Here is a 19,900-nt window from a genome sequence, read left to right on the forward strand (position 1 = left end):
TCCGATTCTCGTCACGCGATCGCAGACGCCCTCACGGTAGCCATATGAGGGTGACCGACGCAACGATGTCGAAGAAGAAAGCGTCTCGAACCGAATCACACGAGCGCGCGCCGCATCTCCAGCTCCGGGCCGATCGCGCCGGTGAAACGCAGGCCGGTGTCGACGAAACCGGCGCGTCGATACGCGGCCTGCGCACGAGCGTTGTCCACGTGCACGTCGAGCGTCAGCGCCCCGTCGCCGAGAGTGCTCGCCCAATCCGCCGCCGCGTTCAGCAACGCGTCGACGATCCCTGCCCCGCGCTGGCCAGGACGGACGTAGACGCCCACCACATCACCTCGAGGTTCGGTGACCTCGCGATCATGATGGTCGGACGCGCCCAGCTCCCAGCGGATGACCGTGACAGTGCCGATCCACTCCCCGGCCGCCTCCGCGATGAACTGCGCCACCGCGTCGCCGGCGGAACCGAGCGCGGCGCGCTGCTGCCAGAACTCGTCCGGATGCGCGGCCTCTGTCTCGAACGAACGCAGGAAGGCGATCGCGGCATCAGGATCCCTCACCGCGTCCAACCGCAGGTCACGCACCCGCGCCCAGTCGTCAGCGCGGATTCGGCGGACGGCGATGTTCACGCACCGATCTCCTGATACGCGGCGAACATCAGGGACTCGTCCGGCGCCTGCAGCACCGTGGGCTTGGCGATGTCGTCGAGCAGGATGAAGCGCAGCATGCCGCCCCGGCTCTTCTTGTCGCGCTGCATCGTCGCGAGGAGCTGCTTCCATGCGCCGACCCGGTACGACGTCGGCAGTCCGAGCGACTCCAGAACAGTGCGGTGACGGTTCGCAGCCTCGTCGGGGAGACGTCCCGCGAGCCGCGACAGCTCGGCGGCGTACAGCATCCCCACGGAGACCGCAGCCCCGTGACGCCACCGATAGCGCTCGGCGTGCTCGATGGCGTGGCCGAGCGTGTGGCCGTAGTTGAGGATCTCGCGCTGGCCCGCCTCCCGGAAGTCCTCGGACACCACCCTCGCCTTCATGTCGACGGCCAGCTCGATCGCGCGGCGGAACTCGTCCGTGGTGGGGTCGACGGCACGCCGAGGATCGGCCTCGACGATGTCGAGGATCTCCGGCGCCCAGATGAATCCGGCCTTGACCACCTCTGCGAAGCCGGCGGTCGCCTCGTTCTCACTGAGGCTGGCGAGCTCATCGAGATCGCCGATCACGGCACGGGGAGCCCAGAAGGCACCGACGAGGTTCTTCCCCTCCGCGGTGTTGACCCCGGTCTTGCCTCCGATCGACGCGTCCACGAGCCCCAGCACCGTCGTCGGCACCTGGATGAGCTGCACACCGCGCAGCCAGGTCGCGGCGACGAAACCCGCAAGATCGGTCACCGCTCCCCCGCCGAAGCCGACGACCGCATCGGTACGGGTGAAGTCGGACTGCCCCATGACCTGCCAGCAGAACGCCGCGACCTCGATGCGCTTGCCCTGCTCGGCATCGGGGATCTCGGCGAGCAGCACGTCGCGCTGGCCGTTCTCGGTATCGGCGAGCAGTCGATCCCTGAGCTCTGCGGCACGCGCGCCGAGCGTCGGCGGATGCACGACGAGGATCTTCCGCACGGTCGGCGCGAGCGCCGCCGACACGCGGTCGAGGATGCCGCGTCCGATCGTGATGTCGTAAGGGTCGTTCCCGGTGACGCTGATGGTCGTCGTACTCATCGCAGCTCTCTCCTCCATGTCACGATCTCGTCGGCGACGCGCTGCATCGGGCGGCGAGAGGTGTCGAACATCCTGGTCGCCACCTCGTCGTACCAGCCGCGTCGCTCCTCGAAGATCCTCGTCCAGCTCTCCAACGGGTCATCTCCCGCGAGCAGTGGTCTGCCCCCGCCACGGATCCGGTCGGCCACCGCTTCGGGCGACACGGTGAGGAACGCGACGGGATGCGGGAGCAGAAGCTCCCTGGTCCCGGCGTCGGTCACTGCACCGCCGCCCAGCGATATGACCCCGCCCTCTTCGAGGGCCGCAGCCACTGCGGCTCGTTCGAGCTGGCGGAAGTGCGGTTCGCCGTGCTCTTCGAAGATCGCAGGAATCGGACCGTGTTCGCGGGCGATCCGCTTGTCGGTGTCGATGAACGGCACGTCCAAGCGCCGCGCGACCCGTCTGCCGATGCTGGTCTTGCCCGCAGCCATCGGGCCGACGAGGACCAGCGTGAGCTGCTCAGCCTCGCTCATCATGCGCGATGAGCGCCGCCTCGGAGGCCGGCGCGGTGCGCAGTTCCGCCGGAATGCCGGCCAGGTAGCCGTCGCGGTTGCGTCGAGTCTCTCGGATGCTGTCTCCGCCGAACTTCTCCAGCACGGCGTTCGCCAGCTCGATCGCGACCATCGCCTCCGCGACGACTCCCGCGGCGGGCACGGCGCACACGTCGGAGCGCTGGTGGTGCGCGGTCGCGTCTTCACCGGTCGCGACATCGATGGTGCGCAGCGAATGCGGAACGGTGGCGATCGGCTTCATCGCGGCGCGCACTCGCAGCACGGTGCCGGTCGACATCCCGCCTTCGGTGCCGCCTGCCCGGTCGGAGCCGCGGGTGATCCCGTCGGTCGTGGCGAACAGCTCGTCGTGCGCAGCGGAGCCGCGTCGCCGCGAGGTTTCGAAGCCGTCGCCGACCTCGACCCCCTTGATGGCCTGGATGCTCATGAGCGCCTGAGCGAGCCGGCCGTCGAGGCGACGATCCCAGTGCACGTGCGAGCCGAGCCCGGGCGGCAGTCCGTAGGCGAGCACCTCGACGATGCCGCCGAGGGTGTCGCCCTCCTTCTTGGCGTCATCGACCTCGGCCACCATCAGTGCCGAGGTGGCCGCGTCGAAGCAGCGCAGCGGATCGGCGTCGAGGGCATCGACGTCGTCCGGGGCCGGAAGCGGGGATCCCGCCGGAACCTGAACGGGGCCGATCGAGAGCGTGTGACTGACGAGGCGGATGCCGAGCTCCCCGAGGAACGAGCGGGCGACGGCGCCCAGCGCGACGCGCGCCGCCGTCTCCCTGGCGCTCGCGCGCTCGAGGATCGGGCGCGCCTCGTCGAAGTCGTACTTCTGCATGCCAACGAGATCCGCATGACCCGGGCGCGGCCGCGTCAGCGGAGCGCTGCGGCCACGGGACTTGTCGGTGAGCTCGACGGGCTCGGGGTTCATGACCTCGATCCACTTCGGCCATTCGGTGTTGCCGATGCGGAGGGCGATCGGGCTGCCCAAGGTCTTGCCGTGGCGGACACCACCGGAGATCGTGAGCTCGTCCTGCTCGAACTTCATGCGTGAGCCGCGGCCGTAGCCGAGCTTGCGGCGCTCGAGGTCGGCCTGGATCGCCTCGGAAGACACCGGAACGCCGGAGGGCAGACCCTCCATGACGGCAATGAGTTCTGGGCCGTGGGATTCGCCGGCCGTGAGCACGCGGAGCATTGCTCTAGTCTCCCATGCCATCCGACCGGGTGCTGTCCGCGTGTCGTTCAGCGACCGGGGACGATCATGGCGCGCATCGCCGCGACAACCGCTGCTTCGTCCGGCAGCACATGGGCCGGGTCTCCGGCCACGAAGATGCGGATCTGCCGTACCGCCTGGTGCAGCAGCATCCCGAGTCCGGATACCACGACGCCGTCTCCCCACGCTGTCGCCAGCGCTGACGGCCACGGCGCATAGGCGGCATCGAAGAGTGCTCCCCCGGCGCCGGCGAGGCGACCAGCGGGCTCGCCCGAGAGCACCGTGCCGCTGGGAAGCGTTGCGACCGTGATGTCGACGGCATCCTCCGCCGCTTCATCGAGCGGGCCGGCCTCGACGCGGATCCCGAGACCCGCGCCCAGGTCGATGAGACCAGCCGCGCGCTCGGGACGCCGAGCGCGCACATCCACCCGGACGGCGCCCAGCTCCGCCACAGCGACCAGCGCCGAGGCCGCGGTCGCGCCGGCCCCCAGGATGCGCGCAGTTCTCACCTCGGTGATGCCGCCATCGGCCAGGGCGTCGATGATGCCGCCGACATCGGTGTTGAACCCCGCGGGCTCCTCGCCGAGGAGAAGCGTGTTGACGGCTCCGGTCATCTCGGCGTGCCGGTCCCGGGTCGCCGAGGCGCGGAACGCCTGCTCCTTGAGCGGCATCGTCAGGGAAAGACCGAGCCACGATTCGTCCAGAGCGCCCAGGGCCTCGGCGAAGCCGTCGCCGGACACCTGGCGGCGACCGTACTCCCAGTCGAGTCCGAGAATCTCATACGCCGCGGCGTGCAGCGCGGGCGACTTCGAATGAGCGATCGGATCGCCCCAGACAGCGAGCCGACGCCGACTCATCGTGTCAGCAACCCGAGTCGGGGTTGGCCTTGCACCACGTCTGCCATTTCTCGATCCCCTGCTGGTGCTCCGCGTAGGTCTCGGAGAACTGGGTCTCGCCGGTGTTCAGGTTGATCGTGACGAAGTAGAGCCACGGGCCGTCTTCGGGGTGCATGGCCGCCGCGATGGCCGCGTCGCTCGGGCTCGCGATCGGCGTCGCAGGCAGCCCCTCGTGCACATAGGTGTTCCACTCGTTCGGATCCTCGAGTGCCTCCTGGGAGCTGGAGACGACCCCCTCGTGCAGCGAGCCGTAACCGTATTGGGCGGTCGAGTCCATCTGGAGCTTCATGCCGTCGTCGAGCCGGTTCTGGATCACACGCGACACTTTGGCGAAGTCGGCCGTGCGACCTTCGCGCTGGATGATCGAGGCGATCGTGAGGACGCGCTGGGCATCGGCCTCTGGTACACCGGCGGCCTCCAGCGACTCGCGGGTGCGATCGACCATCCGCTGGATCACCTGGGTCGCAGTGACCTCGGGATCGAACGTGTAGACGGCCGGGAACAGCCAGCCTTCGAGTGTCGGCGCGGCCACTCCGTACGCGGAGGGGTCGGCGACAGCGGCCTGGAACTCCTCAAGCGGGATGCCGAGCGTGTCGGCCATACCCGGAAGAGCGGCGGCGATCGTGCCGCCCTCCGACATCCCGACGGTGTTCTCCAGCTTGTTGGACTCGTCCTGGAGTGCCGCCAGTGCGGCCTCCGCCGTCATCTTCTCCTGAAGCTTGTACACACCGGGGTAGAACGTGACCGCGATGGCCTCCTCGACAAGGTAGTCGTAGAAGACCTCGTCGGTCTTGGTGACACCGGCCTCGAAGAGGGCGGTCGACACCGGGCCACCGGTGTCTCCTTCACGGATCGTCACGAAGACCTCGCCGGTCGCGAGGCCCGGCTCCCAGTCCTTCGGCTCGCCCCAGCCCATGGCGTCGCTGATCTTCTCTCCATAGGTGTTCCAGACCCAGACACCGCCGGCCGCGATGCCGCCCAGGATCGCGAAGACGATGATCAGCGCGATCAGGCAGCCGCGACGCCGCTTCTTCTGGGGGGGACGATGCGAATCGACGTCGTCGTGGTGCGTCTCGAAAAGGTCCTCGAGACGACCGCCGTTCTTCTCCGGCGCGACGGCCGTTTCCCCCGCTGCTGCGGCGAACGGGTCGGCCGCGGCCGAGGAGACGGCGGCCGGAGAAGGGTCAGCGGAACGGAAGACGTCAGCCGCGACCGGAGGCGGGGTCGGCGAAGTCTGCGGCGGCTCTGCGGCCTCGCGGGCGGCCCGCCGTGATCCGGGCGCAGGAGCGGTGTTGTCGACCGTCGGCAGCTGCCTGGTCGGCTCCGGAAGATTCTCGAACAGGGCGCCCAGGCGGGCATCCGGATCATGCCGGGGGGAACCACTCTCGCGTTCGGGCATTTTCAGACGGACTCCTCGTCAGACGGGACGGCCGCACCGGCCGGGTTTCCGGTGCTCTTCTCCGTGTCGATCGCCTGCTGCAGAAGAACCACGGCGGCGACCTGATCCACAATGCTACGAGAGTTCTTCTGAGTTCTGCCCGAAGAACGCAGCGCCGCGTGCGCGGTCACCGTGCTGAGCCGCTCGTCGACCAGGCGCACCGGGATTCCCGTGCGCGCCTGCAGGTCGGCGGCGAAAGTCCGCGCATCGGCCGTCGAGAGGGTGTCGACGCCCTGCATGTTCACGGGAAGGCCGACGATGAACTCGATCGGTTCGAACTCGGCCGCGATCTCGACGATCCGATCCAGGGATGCCTCTGTACGAGGCACCGTCTCGACCGGAAAGGCGAGCATGCCGTCCGGATCGCAGCGGGCGACGCCGATGCGGGCCTTGCCGACATCGATTCCGAGTCGGACGCCCCGTCGGAACGCGCTCACGCGCCGCGAAGCTCCTGGCTGATGGCCTCCAGCGCCGCCGGCAGTGCCGCAGCGTCGGTGCCACCGCCCTGAGCGACGTCATCGCGACCTCCGCCACCGCCGCCGAGCACACCGGCCGCGCGCTTCGCGAGCGCTCCGGCCTTGGCGCCGGCAGCCCGGGCGGCGTCGTTCGTGGCGACCACCACGACCGGTCGGCCGGACACGATCCCGCCGAGCGCCACGACCGAAGCATCCGCCCCAAGGCGCTCGCGCGCGCCGAGAGCGAGCTCTCGGACGTCGTCCGCCGAGGCGATCTCGCCGAGCGACAGAGCGGCCACCCGGTGCGCTCCGACCCGCACTGCGGAATCGGCGATCGCCGGAATCTGACCGGCGCGTTCCTTCGCCTCGAACTGGGCGATGCGCTTCTCGGCCGCCTTCAGGTTCGCCGCAAGGTCCGCGATGCGCTCCGAGAGCTGGTCGCGCGGCGTCTTCAGGGCGCTGGTGAGTTGAGAGACGAGCGCCCGCTCTGCGGCCAGTTCGCGGAACGCGTCCTGACCGACCAGAGCCTCGATACGGCGGTTGGATGCGCCCACCGAGGATTCTCCGACGACGCTGACGATGCCGATCTCGGCGCTGGTGTTCACGTGGGTGCCCGCGCACAGTTCGCGCGACCAGGGACCGCCGATGTCGACCATCCGCACGCGGTCGCCGTACTTCTCGCCGAACAGCGCCATGGCGCCGGCTTCCTTCGCCTCGTCGAGCGACATGATGCGCGTGGTGACCTCGAGCGCGTCCTGCACCGCGCGGTTCGTGATCTCCTCGATCTCGGTGCGCGTGTCTGCCGACAGCGCCTGAGACCAGGCGAAATCGAACCGCATGTAGCCGGCACGGTTCAGCGAACCGGACTGGGTCGCGGTCGGGCCGAGCGTGTCGCGGAGAGCCGCGTGCACGAGGTGCGTGGCGGAGTGCGCCTGCCGCGCGGCGCGCCGGTTCGCGGCATCCACGACCGTGGTCGCGGCGTCGTCGACCGAGACGCTGCCGCTGGCCACCTCGATCGTGTGGCTGATCAGGCCGGCGACGGGTCGCTGGACGTCGAGGACGTCGAGCACGAAGCCCGCACCCACGATGGTTCCCTTGTCGGCGACCTGGCCACCGGACTCGGCGTACAGAGTGGTCTCGGACAGCACGACCTCGGCGATCTGGCCTTCGACCGCCGTGCGGACGGGCTGGCCGTCGACGAGGATGCCGAGGATGCGGGACTCGACCTCGAGCTCGGTGTAGCCGTCGAATCCGGTCTCGCCGAGTGCGCGGAGCTCGCGGTAGACGGACACGTCGGCCAGTTGCCGTTTCCGGTTGCGGGCGTCCTCCTTGGCGCGGGTGCGCTGCTCGAGCATGAGCGAGTCGAACGCGGCGCGGTCGACGGAGAGCCCGGCTTCCTCCGCGACCTCGAGGGTCAGGTCGATGGGGAACCCGTACGTGTCGTGGAGAAGGAATGCCTCCGGGCCGCTGAGCGTCGCCCCGCCGCCCTTCTTCGTGTCGTCGAGCGCGAGATCGAGGATGGTCGAGCCCTGTGCGAGGGTGCGGCGGAACGTCTCCTCCTCGGCGAAGGCCGATGCCGACAGCGTCGACCAGTCCTTCTCGAGCACGGGGTACGCCGTCTTCATCGCATCCCGCGACGCGGTGAACAGCTCGGGGAAGGTCGGCTCGTCGACGCCGAGCAGCTTCATCGCGCGGACCGTGCGGCGCATCAGACGCCGCAGGATGTAGCCGCGGCCCTCGTTGGACGGACGGACGCCGTCGGAAAGCAGCATGAGAGAGGAGCGGACATGGTCGGCGATCACGCGGAAGCGCACGTCGTCCTCGTGCACGGCGCCGTAACGTCGGCCGGAGAGTTCGACGGCGCGGTCCAGGACCGGACGCACCTGATCGGTCTCGTACATGTTCTCGACGCCCTGCTTGAGGAACGCGACGCGCTCCAGGCCCATGCCGGTGTCGATATTCTTCTGGGGCAGCTCCCCCACGATGTCGAACTCAGTCTTGCCGCGGACGTTCTCGATGAAGTCCTGCATGAACACGAGGTTCCAGATCTCCAGGAACCGCGAGTCGTCGGCCGCGGGGCCGCCGTCCTTGCCGTAGGAGGGTCCTCGGTCGAAGAAGATCTCCGAGTCGGGACCGCCGGGACCGGGCTGTCCGGTGTTCCAGTAGTTGTCGGCCCGGCCGAGCCGCTGGATGCGCTCGGGCTTCAGGCCGATGATGTCGCGCCAGATCGCCTCGGCCTCGTCGTCGGTCTCATAGACCGTGACCCAGAGATCCTTCTCATCGAACCCGTAGCCGCCGTCGGATTCGGCGCTGGTGAGCAGTTCCCAGGCGTAGCGGATCGCGCCCTCTTTGAAGTAGTCGCCGAACGACCAGTTGCCCATCATCTGGAAGAAGGTGCCGTGACGCGCCGTCTTGCCGACCTCTTCGATGTCGTTCGTGCGGATGCACTTCTGCACGTCGGCGATCCGCGGGTGCGGCGCGGGCACCACCCCGGTGAGGTACGGGATGAACGGCACCATTCCGGCGACCGTGAACAGCAGCGAGGGGTCGTCGCTGACGAGGGAGGCCGAGGGGACGATGACGTGGTCGTTCTTCTCGAAGAAATCGAGATAGCGCTGCGCGATCTCCGCAGTATTCATGGAGGTAGTGAGGTCCTTGCGTGAAGGGGTGAAGAGGTCGCGCGAGTGCGCGCTGGATCAGTTGTTTCCGGGCTCCGTCAGGCGCGCCTGCTGCTCGCGGTACGCGTCGCCGAGGATGCCGGTGAACTCGTTGATCCGAGCGTCCACGTCGGCGAGGATGTCGTGGCCGCGCGGGTCCTTGTCCATGAAGTGGGCGGCGACGAACCCGCCGATCACACCGATGAGGAACCACAGCACAGTCTTCATGTCGTCATCCTTGCCCTTGGTCCGCGGAGACGCGGTGCCTCCATCGTAAGCGGAAACGACAAGAGGCGTCGGGTTGCCCCGACGCCTCTTGCCTTTACTTCTGGGTTGCTGCCCTTCGACAGGCTCAGGGAGCCCGTCTCGGATCAGCGAGCCGCGTAGTACTCGACGACGAGCTGCACTTCGCAGGTCACGGGGACCTCAGCGCGCTTCGGACGACGGACCAGGCGTGCCTGGAGCTTGTCGAGCTCGACCTCGAGGTAGCCCGGAACCGGGGGCAGAACCTCGGCGTGACCGCCGGCTGCTGCCACCTGGAAGGGCTCGGTGCCCTCGCTCTTGGCCTTGACGTGGATGAGCTGACCCGGCTTCACGCGGAACGACGGGCGGTCGACGAGCTGGCCGTCGACGAGGATGTGACGGTGCACGACGAGCTGGCGAGCCTGCGCGGTGGTGCGGGCGAAGCCCGAACGCACGACGAGGGCGTCGAGACGCATCTCGAGCAGCTCGACCAGGTTCTCACCGGTCAGGCCGTCCTGACGGCGCGCCTCGTTGAAGGTGTTGCGCATCTGCTTCTCGCGGATGCCGTACTGCTCGCGCAGACGCTGCTTCTCACGCAGACGGACGGCGTAGTCGCTGTCAGCCTTGCGCTTGGTGCGGCCGTGCTCGCCCGGAGCGTAGGGACGCTTCTCGAGGTAGCGGGCTGCCTTCGGGGTGAGCGCGATGCCGAGCGCGCGGGACAGGCGGACCTTGCGGCGGTCCTGGGACTTCGTGGTCACGAAGTTTTCCTTCCGATGACGTGGTCGCGTCTTTCACGACTCACGGACGTATCTCCCCCGCCGGCCCTTCCATGTGCACGCCGGGGCACGGAGGAAGGTGAGTGAGAGCGAGGGGATGCCCGAAAACTGTGTTTCGAGCCGATCAAGTCTAACAGATCCGAGGAGGTCTCCCCGGCAGAGGATCAGCGGTCGCCCAGGATCCGGCGGATCTTCTCGAGCCGGGCAGAGATGTCGCGCTCGGCACCGAGCTCCTTGGGCTCGTAGTAACGGCGTCCGTCGAGCTCATCTGGAAGGTACTGCTGCGGAACGACGCCGTACTCGCTGTCGTGCGAGTACACGTATCCCTTGCCGTGCCCGAGCCGCTTCGCCCCCGGGTAGTGCCCGTCGCGCAGGTGCACCGGCACCCGGCCGAAGCCTCCGGAGCGGATGTCGGCGATCGCCGCGTCGATCCCCTTGTACGCCGCGTTCGACTTCGCCGTGGTGGCGAGGTAGACCGTCGCCTCGGCCAACGGGATGCGACCCTCGGGCATGCCGATGAAGGCGACCGCGTCGGCGGCCGCCACGGCGATGACGAGTCCCTGCGGATCGGCGAGGCCGACGTCTTCCGACGCCGAGATGACGAGGCGACGGGCGATGAAACGAGGGTCCTCGCCGGCCTCGATCATCCTGGCGAGATAGTGCAGCGCGGCATCCGGATCGGACCCGCGGATGGACTTGATGAACGCGCTGATGACGTCGTAGTGCTCGTCGCCCTGCCGGTCGTAGCGCAGCAGAGCGCGATCCACCGCCTGCGCGACGTCGTCGGCGGTGACCTCGGGCAGCGAGGCGGAGTCGTCGTCTTCATCGGCGCCGTGGGACAGCGCGACCGCCGCACCGGCTTCGAGACCGGTGAGGGCGCGCCGCGCGTCTCCCGAAGCCAGGCGGATGAGCGCGCTTCGCGCCTCATCGGAGAGCACGACAGCGCCGTTCAGTCCGCGCGGGTCGGTCACCGCGCGATCGACGAGCACCCCGATGTCGTCATCGGTGAGCGCGTGCAGCGTGAGCAGCAGCGAACGCGACAGCAGCGGCGAGATCACCGAGAAGGAGGGGTTCTCTGTGGTGGCGGCGATCAGGATGACCCAGCCGTTCTCGACGCCTGGCAGCAGAGCATCCTGCTGCGCCTTCGTGAACCGGTGGATCTCGTCGAGGAAGAGGATCGTCGTCTGGCCGTAGAGATCGCGCTGCGTGATCGCCTCCTGCATCACCTCGCGGACATCCTTCACCCCTGCCGTGATAGCGGAGAGCTCCACGAAGCGCCGGCCGGAGGATCGGGCGATGGCCTGTGCCAGTGTCGTCTTGCCGGTGCCGGGCGGACCCCACAGGATGATGGAGACCGCGCCGGGCGACGTCGCATCGGGATCTGCCAGCGCCACGATCGGGGATCCGGCGCGCAGCAGATGCTGCTGGCCGGCGACCTCGGAGAGCGCCACCGGCCGCATCCGCACGGCGAGCGGTGTCTGCCCGGAGAGCAGCGCGGCGGCGGAAGTCATCCCCCCAGGCTAATGCGGGCGTGAGACGTTGGCGGCGGTAGGCTCACATGCGGCGCCCGCCGGGGCGCAGGGAGAGGCGGGAGCGGCATGGCCGGACGTGGTTCGAAGAACGATCAGCGGGCACGCACCGAGGCGGAACGCGCTCGCCTGTACGCGGCTCGCAGCGAGTGGCACCGGGGTCAGCAGCGCCGTCGGGTGCGGGACAACGTCGTGGCCGGTGTCGCCGGCGGAGTCCTCATCGCGGCCGTGATCGCCAGCCAGGTCGTGCACGCCCAGATCACCGCCCCCGAGCCCGAGCCGACGCAGAGCAGCACCCCGTCGCCGAGCGCGACGCCGGAGCAGACACCCGTGCCGATCCCCTCCGATACGCCCGCGGAGACCCCGGCCCCGTAGGTCTCCTACTCACACGGCGTCCAGGCTGTTGTGAGCGAATCGCTTCATGCGCGTAACGCGCCGGGTCCTTCCGGGAAACGCCGCTGAGTCAGGCTGAGCGCAGCCGAATCGTGGCTCTCTGTCCCTGTGGAGGTCTCCCATGTCCTACGTCAAACCCGCGGAACTCGTCACCCGCATGGTCGACGCCGGCGCCTACAAGCTGCAGATGTCGACCCGCGACACGCTGATCCGCTCGTTCATGGGCGCTGCTCTGCTCACGATCGCCGCCGCCTTCGCGGTCACGGTGTCGGTCAACACCGGTCAGCCGCTCCTGGGTGCGCTGCTCTTCCCGGTCGGCTTCGTGATGCTCTACCTGCTCGGATACGACCTCCTCACCGGCGTGTTCACGCTCACCCCGCTGGCCCTGCTAGACAAGCGCCCAGGGGCGACGGTCGGCGGGATGTTCCGCAACTGGGGACTGGTCTTCCTGGGCAACTTCGGCGGCGCCTTCATGGTCGCCGTCCTGATGGCGGTGTACTTCACGTACGGCTTCTCCACCGAGCCCAGCGCCGTCGGACTCGCGATCGGCGAGATCGGCCACGGCCGGACGGTCGGCTACGCCGATCACGGCGCAGCGGGCATGCTCACGCTGTTCATCCGCGGAGTGCTGTGCAACTGGCTGGTGTCCACGGGTGTGGTCATGGCGATGATCTCCGACAACGTGCTCGGGAAGATCGTGGCCATGTGGATGCCGATCATGCTCTTCTTCTACATGGGCTTCGAGCACTCGATCGTGAACATGTTCCTGTTCCCGTCGGGACTGCTCCTCGGCGCCGACTTCACGATCATGGACTACCTGATCTGGAACGAGATCCCCACCGTGGTCGGCAACCTCGTCGGCGGCCTGCTGTTCGTCGGGCTCCCCCTGTACCTCACGCACGGACGCCCCGCGACGCGCAGGAAGCGTGCGGCTGGCGCGGGCGTCCCGACCGCACAGGTCTCCGACGTGCAGGATGCGTCTGGACAGGAGCCGATGCCGAAGCAGACGGCCCCCGCTGACCGTGACGCCGAACCGGTCCACGCCGGCTGAACGCGGATCAGGGCCCGGCGAGATCTTCTCTCGCCGGGCCCTGTCGTCGTCACGGTCGGTCGCGACGAGTGCGCTTCAGTACTCGGTGACCGCGAGGCGATAGCCCCGCTTGACCACGGTCTGCACGAGGTCCGCTCCGCCCAGCGATTCACGCAGACGCGCCACCGCCACTTCAACGGCATGGCTGTTGCGGTCGCCGCCGGGAAGCACACGCCCGATCTCGGCGCGCGAGAGCACCCGCCCGCCGGCGATGAACAGGGCCTCGATGAGTCCCGCGGCGCTGCGCGAGAGCGGCAGAAAGCGTCCGTCGATCAAGACGCCACCGCTGCGCACCTCCAGACGACCGGCATCAGTCTGCAGCGACGGAGCATGTCCCCCGCCGAAGTGCGCGATCACGCAGCGCGCGAGCGATCCGAGACGTCCGCGGTCCGCGATCGATGTCTGCAGATCGGCGGCGTGCAATGGACCCGCTGTGATGGGGCCGACGGATGCGAGCAGCAGTCTTCCCGTCGCTGCTCGGCGGCGGATGTCGTCGAGCACCCCCGCCTCTTCCGCTACGGCGATCCAGGATGCCGCGCCGGGGGCGGAGGTGAACAGCACGGCGTCGGCTTCGCCCGCACCGGCTTGCAGAGCGGAACGCCGGACGACCGCGGGATCGGGCGGCGGGCCCCACCGGTACACGGTGACGCTGACCACATCGGCGCCGGCATCCGCGAGGAGGTCGTCGAGCCCGTCGGACCCGGCGCCGTGATGCTGCACGACGATCCGCTTCCCGCTGATGTCCGAGGCGAGCAGATACTCCCCCACCTCGGCTGAGGTCTCGGACTCCGCGACCCAGTCGGCGGTGAATCCGGCCTGCTGGATCGCTCCGTGCGCCTTCGGGCCGCGCGCGATGAACTGGGCACCCGCCAGGGCCGCATCCAGACGCTCATCGAAACCGTGCTCGTGCGCCGCATCCATCCAGCCGCGGAAGCCGACACCCGTCGTGACGACCACGATGTCGGGAGGGGATGCCATCAGCTGCTCGGTGCGCCGCATGAGCTCCGCGTCATCCGCGTTCGGGACGATGCTCAGCGCCGGGGCGCGGTGCACCTGCGCTCCGCGACGCTCGAGAGCCGTGGCGAGATCAGCCGAGCGTCTGTCGGCCGCGACGATGATGGTGCACCCGGCGAGTGCGGCGTCGAGCACCCGCGGTTCCGTGCCCCGTGGCTCTGTCACGCGGTGCTCTCGGCGAACAGTCCGGTGACCGGCAGCAGCAGTCCGGCCGCGGCGACGCCGCCGAAGACGATCACTGCGGGGTTCTGCACCTGAGCGGCATGAGCGTCGGCGACGACGTGCTCGAGCGTGCTCCGGATCGTACGCTGAGCGGCGCTGTGTCCGTTCTCGACGATCGCCACCGGCTGCTCGGCGGGGATGCCGTGTGCCAGCGCTGCGGCGGTGATGCGCGGGAGCGCGGCGACGCCCATCAGCACGACGGTGGTGACGGAGTCGTCCTTCATCGCAGCGAGAGTCGCATCAGCGATCTCGCCCTGGCCGTTCACGACGTGCAGAGCGGAGGCGACACCCCGGTGCGTCACGGGGATGCCTGCCGACTGAGGAACGGAGATCGCGCTGCTCACGCCGGGAGTCACATCCACCGGAACGCCGGCGGCCACGCAGGCGAGGACCTCTTCGCCACCGCGGCCGAGGACGAACGGATCTCCGCCTTTCAGGCGGACCACGCGCTTCCCGGCCCGCGCATGCTCGACGAGCAACGCATTGATCTCGTGCTGGGGCACCGGATGGTTCCCCGGGCTCTTGCCTACATCGATCACGAGCACGCCGGGACCGAGTTCGGCACGCAGTTCTGTTGCCGGTCCCAGGCGGTCCGCCACAACGACATCCGCTTCGGCGAGAAGCCTCCGCGCGCGGACGGTCATCAGGTCAGCCGGGCCCGGCCCGCCGCCGATCAGGTCGACGCGTCCGAGCAGACCTCGGCGGTGGCGTCGCACCGGCAGCCGGCCCGAGGTGAGCAGATCCGCGACGGCGTCGCGGATCTCCATGGAACGGCGGGGGTCGACGCCGAGCTCGCCGGTCACACCGATCACGACGTCGCCGGACGATGCCTGAGCAGTGAGGCGTGCCGAGCCGATGGTGCCGTCGGAGGCATCGATGCAGATGACGCGCCGGCGCTCGCACTGGGCGGCCACGGTGCGGTCGACCTCCTGGTCACCGGTCGCGGTGTGCACGATCCACGCACCGGTGACATCGCCGCGGCGGAAGCGTCGCTGGTGCCAGGTGACGGCGTGCTCTGCGACGAGCTCGCGCGTCTCCTCCGCCAGTTCCGGTGCGACGACGCGAACCAGAGCGCCGTCGGCGAGGAAACGGCGCAGCCGACGAGCCGTCACCGATCCTCCGCCGACCATCAGCACCTCCCGGCCGCGCAGGGACAGACCGAGCATCGTCGTCATGGCCGCGCCTTCGTCTCCACGTGCACCGCACCGTCGATCACCTGGACGCCCCACACGCGCAGCGCGGCATCCGGCTTGCCCTGCGTCTCGAGACAGATACCGGTGCGCAGGTCGAACACCTGCTTGTGCAGCGGCGAGGCGACCGTCGGCGCCTCTCCCCTGGTGCCGACGATGCCCCGTGAGATCACGTTCGCACCGCTGTACGGGTCGAGGTTGTCCACGGCGTGCACCGTGCCGTCCGGCAGCAGGAAGAGCGCCACCTGGTCGCCGTCGATGAGGGCGGCGCGGCCCCGTTCCACCTCGAGATCGTTGAGCGTGCATACTCGTACCATTGTCACATCGATCACCGTGCTCATCCTCGTCTGACCTCCAGTGCGGTGCCTGCGATGAGGACGCCGCCGGTGCGGCGCTCCTCGTTCGTCGCCGGGCGGATCTGTCCGCGCTCGGCCACGTAGGCGAGCGAAGGATCGGGGGTGTCCCCGGCGTTGACGAAGGAACGGAAGCGCTCGAGCTTCGCCGGGTCGCGGAGGGTCGCCGCCCACTCGTCCTCGTAGCGGTCGACGTGCCCAGCCATCGCCTCGTCGAGATCGGCGCAGATGCCGAGGCTGTCGTCGAAGATGACCGCCTTCAGGCCGTCGAGTCCGCCGTCCAGCTCCTCGCACCAGGGGGCGGTGCGCTGCAGGCGGTCGGCCGTGCGGATGTAGTACATGAAGAAGCGGTCGATCGCGCGGATCAGGCCCTCGTCGTCGAGATCGGTGGCGAGCAGCTCGGCGTGCCGGGGCGAGAAGCCGCCGTTGCCGCCGACGTACATGTTCCAGCCCGTCTCGGTCGCGATGACGCCGACGTCCTTCGAGCGCGCCTCGGCGCACTCCCTGGCGCAGCCCGACACTCCGACCTTCAGCTTGTGCGGTGCCCGCAGCCCGCGGTACCGCAGCTCCAGCCGGACGGCCATCCCCACCGAGTCCAGCACCCCGAACCGGCACCAGGTCGATCCGACGCACGACTTCACCGTGCGCAGGGACTTCCCGTAGGCATGGCCGGATTCGAAGCCCGCGTCGACCAGCCGGCCCCAGATCGCGGGAAGCTGCTCGATCCGGGCACCGAACATGTCGATGCGCTGTCCGCCGGTGATCTTCGTGTACAGCGCGAAGTCCTTGGCGATCTGCCCGATCGCGAGCAGGCCGTCCGGGGTCACCTCGCCGCCCGGCATCCGGGGCACCACCGAGTAGGTGCCGTCCTTCTGCATGTTGGCCATGACGTGGTCGTTCGTGTCCTGCAGCGTGGCGTTCTCGCCCTCGAGCACGTGGGCGCCGACGAGCACGGCCAGGATGCTGGCGATGGCCGGCTTGCAGATGTCGCAGCCACGGCCGTGGCCGAAGCGCTCGACGATCGAGCTGAAGGTGGTGAGCTGGGCGACCCGCACGGCGTCGAACAGCTGGCGCCGGGACATCTCGAAGTGCTCGCAGAGCGCGTTCGACACGGTCTGGCCGAGCTTGGTGAGCTCTTGTCCGACGACCTTCTTCACCATCAGCACGCAGGAGCCGCACGTGGCGCCGGCCTTCGTGCACCCCTTGACCGCTGCCGCGTCGGCGCAGCCCTCCTCGTGCACGGCCTGACGGATGCGGCCGGCGGTCACGTTGGAGCACGAGCAGACGACCGCCTCGTCGGGCAGCTCACCGCCGGGCGCTTCGACACCGCCCTCGGGCAGCAGATAGGCAGCAGGGTCCGCACCCAGCCGGGCTCCGACGAGAGGACGCAGTGAGCCGTAGGCCGCGGCATCGCCGACCAGGATGCCGCCGAGCAGCGTCTGCGCGTCGTCGGAGAGCACGAGCTTCTTGTACACGCCGGCGACCGGGTCGGCATAGACGACGTCGAGCGCGTTCGGCGTGGTGGCCATCGCGTCCCCGAAGCTCGCCACGTCGACACCGGAGAGCTTGAGCTTCGCCGACTCGTCGTAACCGGGGAAGGTCGCCTCCCCGCCGAGCAGCCGGGTCGCCGCGACCTCGGCCATCGCGTAGCCGGGGGCGACGAGACCGACGCAGCGCCCCTCGTAGTTCGCGACCTCGCCGATCGCGAGGATGTGCGCATCGGAGGTCGAGCAGCGCTCGTCGATGACGACGCCGCCACGCGGGTGCACCGCCAGTTCCGCGCCGCGCGCGAGTTCATCGCGCGGCCGCACACCGACCGTGAACACCACGACGTCGGCGCGGTGGAAGGATCCGTCCTGGAACTCGAGCGCGGTGACCGCTCCGGAGTCGTCCGGGTCGAGGCGCGTCGTGCGCGCCTCGGTGCGCACCGAGATGCCGCGTGCTTCGAGCAGGCGGCGCAGCATGCCGGCTCCGGCCGCATCCAGCTGGTTGGACATCAGCCGATCCGAGTACTGCACGACGGTCGCGTCGACGTCCATCCCCTGCAGCGCGCCGGCGGCCTCGAGGCCGAGCAGGCCGCCGCCGATCACGGCGCCGCGCAGCGGGCGGCCCAGCATCCGCTCCCGCTTCTGGACGAAGTCGCGCAGAGCCTGCACATCGTCCAGCGTCCGATACACGAAGCATCCGGGAAGATCGGCACCGTCCACCGCGACCCTCGCCGCGTACGACCCGGTCGCGAGCACCAGGGAGTCGTAGCTGAGCGTGCGCCGCGCCTTGGTCGAGACCGTCTTCGCGGCCCGATCGATGCGCGTGACCCGGTCGTCCGGGATGAGGCGGACCCGCGGGTCGTCGAAAACGGCGCGATCCAGCACCAGATCCTCCGCGGATGCTCCGGAGAAGAAGCCGGTCAGTCCGACCCGGTCGTAGGGATGCCGTCCTTCGTCGCCCACGACGGTCACCCGCAACAGCGCATCCGTGCGGGTGAGCAGGCTCTCCACGAAGCGGTGAGCCACCATTCCGGCTCCCACGACCAGGATCTCCTGCTGCGTGCTCGCGGTGTCGTTCATCATCGCTCCTGTCGACCGGGGGATATGTCGTGCTGGCGACGATAGGAGCGCGGTGTTTCCCGGACGTGACGAACTGTGTTTCGGCCGTCGAACGATCTCCTCACAATCCGGTGACGGTCGTGTGAACACGCGGGCCCTGCTCGCGGAGTCGTCACGTACTAGGCTGAACCTCGTCCTTTCCGCCTCCCGCGGGCTGACCGCGCAAGGAGAATCACTGTGTCTGCCAACGAGCCTTCGAAGCCGACTCCACCCGTTCCTGCTCCCCCGGCTGCTCCCCTGCCGCGGAAGATCCCGACACCGGCGGCCGTCGCCCCGGTGGCGCCGACCGCACCCGCCACCAGCGGTGCAGCCCAATGGGGCAGAGTCGCGGAGGACGGCACCGTCGAAGTGCGCGAGGGCGACGCCTGGCGCGTCGTGGGACAGTACCCGGACGGCACGCCGGAGGAGGCTCTCGCCTACTTCGTGCGCAAGTTCGACGACATCGCGTTCAAGGTGCACACGCTCGAGCAGCGCCACAAGGCCGGCGGCGCATCCGCCGGCGACCTGGTGAAGCAGGCCGGTCACCTCCTCGACGAGGCGACCGACGCCGCGGCCGTGGGCGACCTCGCCTCGCTGCGCGACCGGCTGAACGCACTGACCTCGTCGCTGTCGGAGGCGACGGCCCAGGAGGCGCAGCAGGCGAAGGAGCTCGTCGACCAGGCCGTGGCCGAGCGCACCGCCCTCGTGGAGCGCGCCGAGGAGATCGCCGCGCGCGACCTCACCAAGGTGCAGTGGAAGCAGGTCACCGCCGAACTCGGCGAGCTGTTCGACACCTGGCAGGCCCAGCAGCAGAACGGACCGCGTCTGTCCAAGGGCATCTCCCAGCAGCTCTGGAAGCGTTTCCGCGACGCTCGTGCCGTGGTCGACAAGCAGCGCCGCGCGTTCTACTCCGAACTCGACGACACGCACAAGGCCGCCCGTGACGTGAAGGCCCGCCTCGTCGAGCGCGCCGAGGCTCTGGCCCCGCGCGGCGTCGACGGCATCCCCTCCTACCGCACGCTCCTCGACGAGTGGAAGGCGGCGGGCCGCGCCGGACGCAAGGTCGACGACGCGCTGTGGGCGAAGTTCAAGGCAGCAGGTGACGCTCTCTACGCCGCGCGCAGCGAGCAGGCTGCAGCCGAGGAAGCCGAGTCCGCCCCGCGGATCGAAGAGCGCGAGGCGCTCCTCGAAGAGGCGAAGGCGGTCGCCGACGAGCCGAACATCAAGCGTGCTCGCGCCCTGCTCACCCGCATCCAGCGCCAGTGGGACGACGGCGGACGGATCTTCCCCCGCGAGAAGGAGCGCGCCCTGGACGACCGGCTGCGCGTGATCGAGCAGGCTCTCAAGGCCCGTGAGGACGTCGACTGGAAGAAGAACAACCCGACGACCACCGCGCGCGCGAACGACATGAGCTCGCAGCTCCTCGAGGCGATCGAGAAGCTCGAGAACGAGCTCGCTGCGGCGGAGAAGGCCGGCGACAAGAAGGCCATCAAGGAAGCGGCGGATGCTCTGGAGGCACGTCGCGCCTGGCTCAACGCCCTCGGTTCCTGACCCTTATCCACAGATCCTCTGCGGAAGATCCCCGCGCGGGGTGCGCTGCGC

The 19,900-nt window shown here is 69.2% G+C and carries 18 protein-coding genes; 3 read left to right on the top strand and 15 right to left on the bottom strand.

Going from position 1 to position 19,900, the window contains the following annotated elements; genetic code table 11:
* Positions 1-95: 95 nt before the first annotated feature.
* The 11 genes from CUR96_RS04955 to CUR96_RS05005 form a co-directional block, all read right to left on the bottom strand.
* Positions 96-626, bottom strand: coding sequence for a GNAT family N-acetyltransferase (locus CUR96_RS04955; RefSeq protein WP_102192152.1), 531 nt, complete (start codon positions 624-626; stop codon positions 96-98).
* On the bottom strand, positions 623-1,711 hold the full coding sequence (aroB, locus tag CUR96_RS04960; protein WP_102192153.1) for a 3-dehydroquinate synthase: 1,089 nt from the start codon (positions 1,709-1,711) through the stop codon (positions 623-625). The genes CUR96_RS04955 and aroB overlap by 4 nt, the downstream gene beginning before the upstream one ends.
* Positions 1,708-2,226 carry a shikimate kinase gene (locus CUR96_RS04965; protein ID WP_180968938.1) on the bottom strand — a complete coding sequence of 173 codons (519 nt, stop codon included), beginning with the start codon at positions 2,224-2,226 and terminating at the stop codon, positions 1,708-1,710. Before CUR96_RS04965 ends, aroB begins: the two co-directional genes overlap by 4 nt.
* Positions 2,210-3,439, bottom strand: coding sequence for a chorismate synthase (aroC, locus tag CUR96_RS04970; protein WP_102192155.1), 1,230 nt, complete (start codon positions 3,437-3,439; stop codon positions 2,210-2,212). Before aroC ends, CUR96_RS04965 begins: the two co-directional genes overlap by 17 nt.
* Before the next feature lie 47 nt (positions 3,440-3,486).
* Positions 3,487-4,314, bottom strand: a complete 828-nt coding sequence (locus tag CUR96_RS04975) for a shikimate dehydrogenase (protein ID WP_102192156.1) — start codon at positions 4,312-4,314, stop codon at positions 3,487-3,489.
* Positions 4,315-4,318: 4 nt separating this feature from the next.
* Complete coding sequence (mltG, locus tag CUR96_RS04980; RefSeq protein WP_102192157.1) at positions 4,319-5,752, bottom strand: endolytic transglycosylase MltG; 1,434 nt, start codon at positions 5,750-5,752, stop codon at positions 4,319-4,321.
* 2 nt (positions 5,753-5,754) lie between these two features.
* Entirely contained in the window at positions 5,755-6,228 is a 474-nt protein-coding gene (gene ruvX / locus CUR96_RS04985; protein ID WP_102192158.1) for a Holliday junction resolvase RuvX, read from the bottom strand.
* Positions 6,225-8,885 carry an alanine--tRNA ligase gene (gene alaS, locus CUR96_RS04990; protein WP_102192159.1) on the bottom strand — a complete coding sequence of 887 codons (2,661 nt, stop codon included), beginning with the start codon at positions 8,883-8,885 and terminating at the stop codon, positions 6,225-6,227. Before alaS ends, ruvX begins: the two co-directional genes overlap by 4 nt.
* 57 nt (positions 8,886-8,942) lie before the next feature.
* Positions 8,943-9,131, bottom strand: coding sequence for a hypothetical protein (locus CUR96_RS04995; protein WP_102192160.1), 189 nt, complete (start codon positions 9,129-9,131; stop codon positions 8,943-8,945).
* 143 nt (positions 9,132-9,274) lie between these two features.
* Positions 9,275-9,904 (bottom strand): 30S ribosomal protein S4, encoded by a 630-nt coding sequence (rpsD, locus tag CUR96_RS05000; RefSeq protein ID WP_102192161.1) that lies wholly within the window; start codon positions 9,902-9,904, stop codon positions 9,275-9,277.
* A 182-nt stretch (positions 9,905-10,086) separates the two neighbouring features.
* A complete protein-coding gene (locus tag CUR96_RS05005; protein WP_102192162.1) occupies positions 10,087-11,433 on the bottom strand; it encodes a replication-associated recombination protein A in 1,347 nt (448 codons plus the stop codon).
* 87 nt (positions 11,434-11,520) lie between these two features.
* Here CUR96_RS05005 and CUR96_RS05010 point away from each other — a divergent pair, with 87 nt between their 5' ends.
* Entirely contained in the window at positions 11,521-11,826 is a 306-nt protein-coding gene (locus CUR96_RS05010) for a hypothetical protein (RefSeq protein WP_102192163.1), read from the top strand.
* A 139-nt stretch (positions 11,827-11,965) separates the two neighbouring features.
* On the top strand, positions 11,966-12,895 hold the full coding sequence (locus CUR96_RS05015; protein WP_102192164.1) for a formate/nitrite transporter family protein: 930 nt from the start codon (positions 11,966-11,968) through the stop codon (positions 12,893-12,895).
* A 75-nt stretch (positions 12,896-12,970) separates the two neighbouring features.
* Here the strand turns inward: CUR96_RS05015 and CUR96_RS05020 are convergent, their stop codons facing one another.
* The 4 genes from CUR96_RS05020 to nirB are packed head-to-tail and all read right to left on the bottom strand — an operon-like array spanning position 12,971 to position 18,280.
* Positions 12,971-14,083, bottom strand: a complete 1,113-nt coding sequence (locus tag CUR96_RS05020; protein ID WP_102192165.1) for a uroporphyrinogen-III synthase — start codon at positions 14,081-14,083, stop codon at positions 12,971-12,973.
* 26 nt (positions 14,084-14,109) lie between these two features.
* On the bottom strand, positions 14,110-15,345 hold the full coding sequence (gene cobA, locus CUR96_RS05025; RefSeq protein ID WP_102192166.1) for a uroporphyrinogen-III C-methyltransferase: 1,236 nt from the start codon (positions 15,343-15,345) through the stop codon (positions 14,110-14,112).
* Positions 15,342-15,701, bottom strand: a complete 360-nt coding sequence (gene nirD / locus CUR96_RS05030) for a nitrite reductase small subunit NirD (RefSeq protein WP_102192167.1) — start codon at positions 15,699-15,701, stop codon at positions 15,342-15,344. Before nirD ends, cobA begins: the two co-directional genes overlap by 4 nt.
* Positions 15,698-18,280: a nitrite reductase large subunit NirB gene (nirB, locus tag CUR96_RS05035; RefSeq protein ID WP_180968939.1), complete on the bottom strand. Its 2,583-nt coding sequence runs from the start codon at positions 18,278-18,280 to the stop codon at positions 15,698-15,700. The genes nirD and nirB overlap by 4 nt, the downstream gene beginning before the upstream one ends.
* A gap of 216 nt (positions 18,281-18,496) precedes the next feature.
* Here nirB and CUR96_RS05040 point away from each other — a divergent pair, with 216 nt between their 5' ends.
* Positions 18,497-19,849 carry a DUF349 domain-containing protein gene (locus tag CUR96_RS05040; protein WP_102192168.1) on the top strand — a complete coding sequence of 451 codons (1,353 nt, stop codon included), beginning with the start codon at positions 18,497-18,499 and terminating at the stop codon, positions 19,847-19,849.
* Positions 19,850-19,900 lie beyond the last annotated feature (51 nt).

The sequence above is a fragment of the Microbacterium aurantiacum genome (assembly GCF_002872075.1).
Lineage (GTDB): Bacteria > Actinomycetota > Actinomycetes > Actinomycetales > Microbacteriaceae > Microbacterium > Microbacterium aurantiacum_A.

Excerpts from the sequence above, each read along its gene's own strand:
- aroB (WP_102192153.1), bottom strand. The coding sequence starts at position 1,711 with ATGAGTACGACGACCATCAGCGTCACCGGGAACGACCCTTACGACATC.
- CUR96_RS04965 (WP_180968938.1), bottom strand. The coding sequence starts at position 2,226 with ATGATGAGCGAGGCTGAGCAGCTCACGCTGGTCCTCGTCGGCCCGATG.
- aroC (WP_102192155.1), bottom strand. The coding sequence starts at position 3,439 with ATGCTCCGCGTGCTCACGGCCGGCGAATCCCACGGCCCAGAACTCATT.
- CUR96_RS04975 (WP_102192156.1), bottom strand. The coding sequence starts at position 4,314 with ATGAGTCGGCGTCGGCTCGCTGTCTGGGGCGATCCGATCGCTCATTCG.
- mltG (WP_102192157.1), bottom strand. The coding sequence starts at position 5,752 with ATGCCCGAACGCGAGAGTGGTTCCCCCCGGCATGATCCGGATGCCCGC.
- alaS (WP_102192159.1), bottom strand. The coding sequence starts at position 8,885 with ATGAATACTGCGGAGATCGCGCAGCGCTATCTCGATTTCTTCGAGAAG.
- CUR96_RS04995 (WP_102192160.1), bottom strand. The coding sequence starts at position 9,131 with ATGAAGACTGTGCTGTGGTTCCTCATCGGTGTGATCGGCGGGTTCGTC.
- CUR96_RS05005 (WP_102192162.1), bottom strand. The coding sequence starts at position 11,433 with ATGACTTCCGCCGCCGCGCTGCTCTCCGGGCAGACACCGCTCGCCGTG.
- CUR96_RS05010 (WP_102192163.1), top strand. The coding sequence starts at position 11,521 with ATGGCCGGACGTGGTTCGAAGAACGATCAGCGGGCACGCACCGAGGCG.
- CUR96_RS05015 (WP_102192164.1), top strand. The coding sequence starts at position 11,966 with ATGTCCTACGTCAAACCCGCGGAACTCGTCACCCGCATGGTCGACGCC.
- cobA (WP_102192166.1), bottom strand. The coding sequence starts at position 15,345 with ATGACGACGATGCTCGGTCTGTCCCTGCGCGGCCGGGAGGTGCTGATG.
- nirD (WP_102192167.1), bottom strand. The coding sequence starts at position 15,701 with ATGAGCACGGTGATCGATGTGACAATGGTACGAGTATGCACGCTCAAC.
- nirB (WP_180968939.1), bottom strand. The coding sequence starts at position 18,280 with ATGAACGACACCGCGAGCACGCAGCAGGAGATCCTGGTCGTGGGAGCC.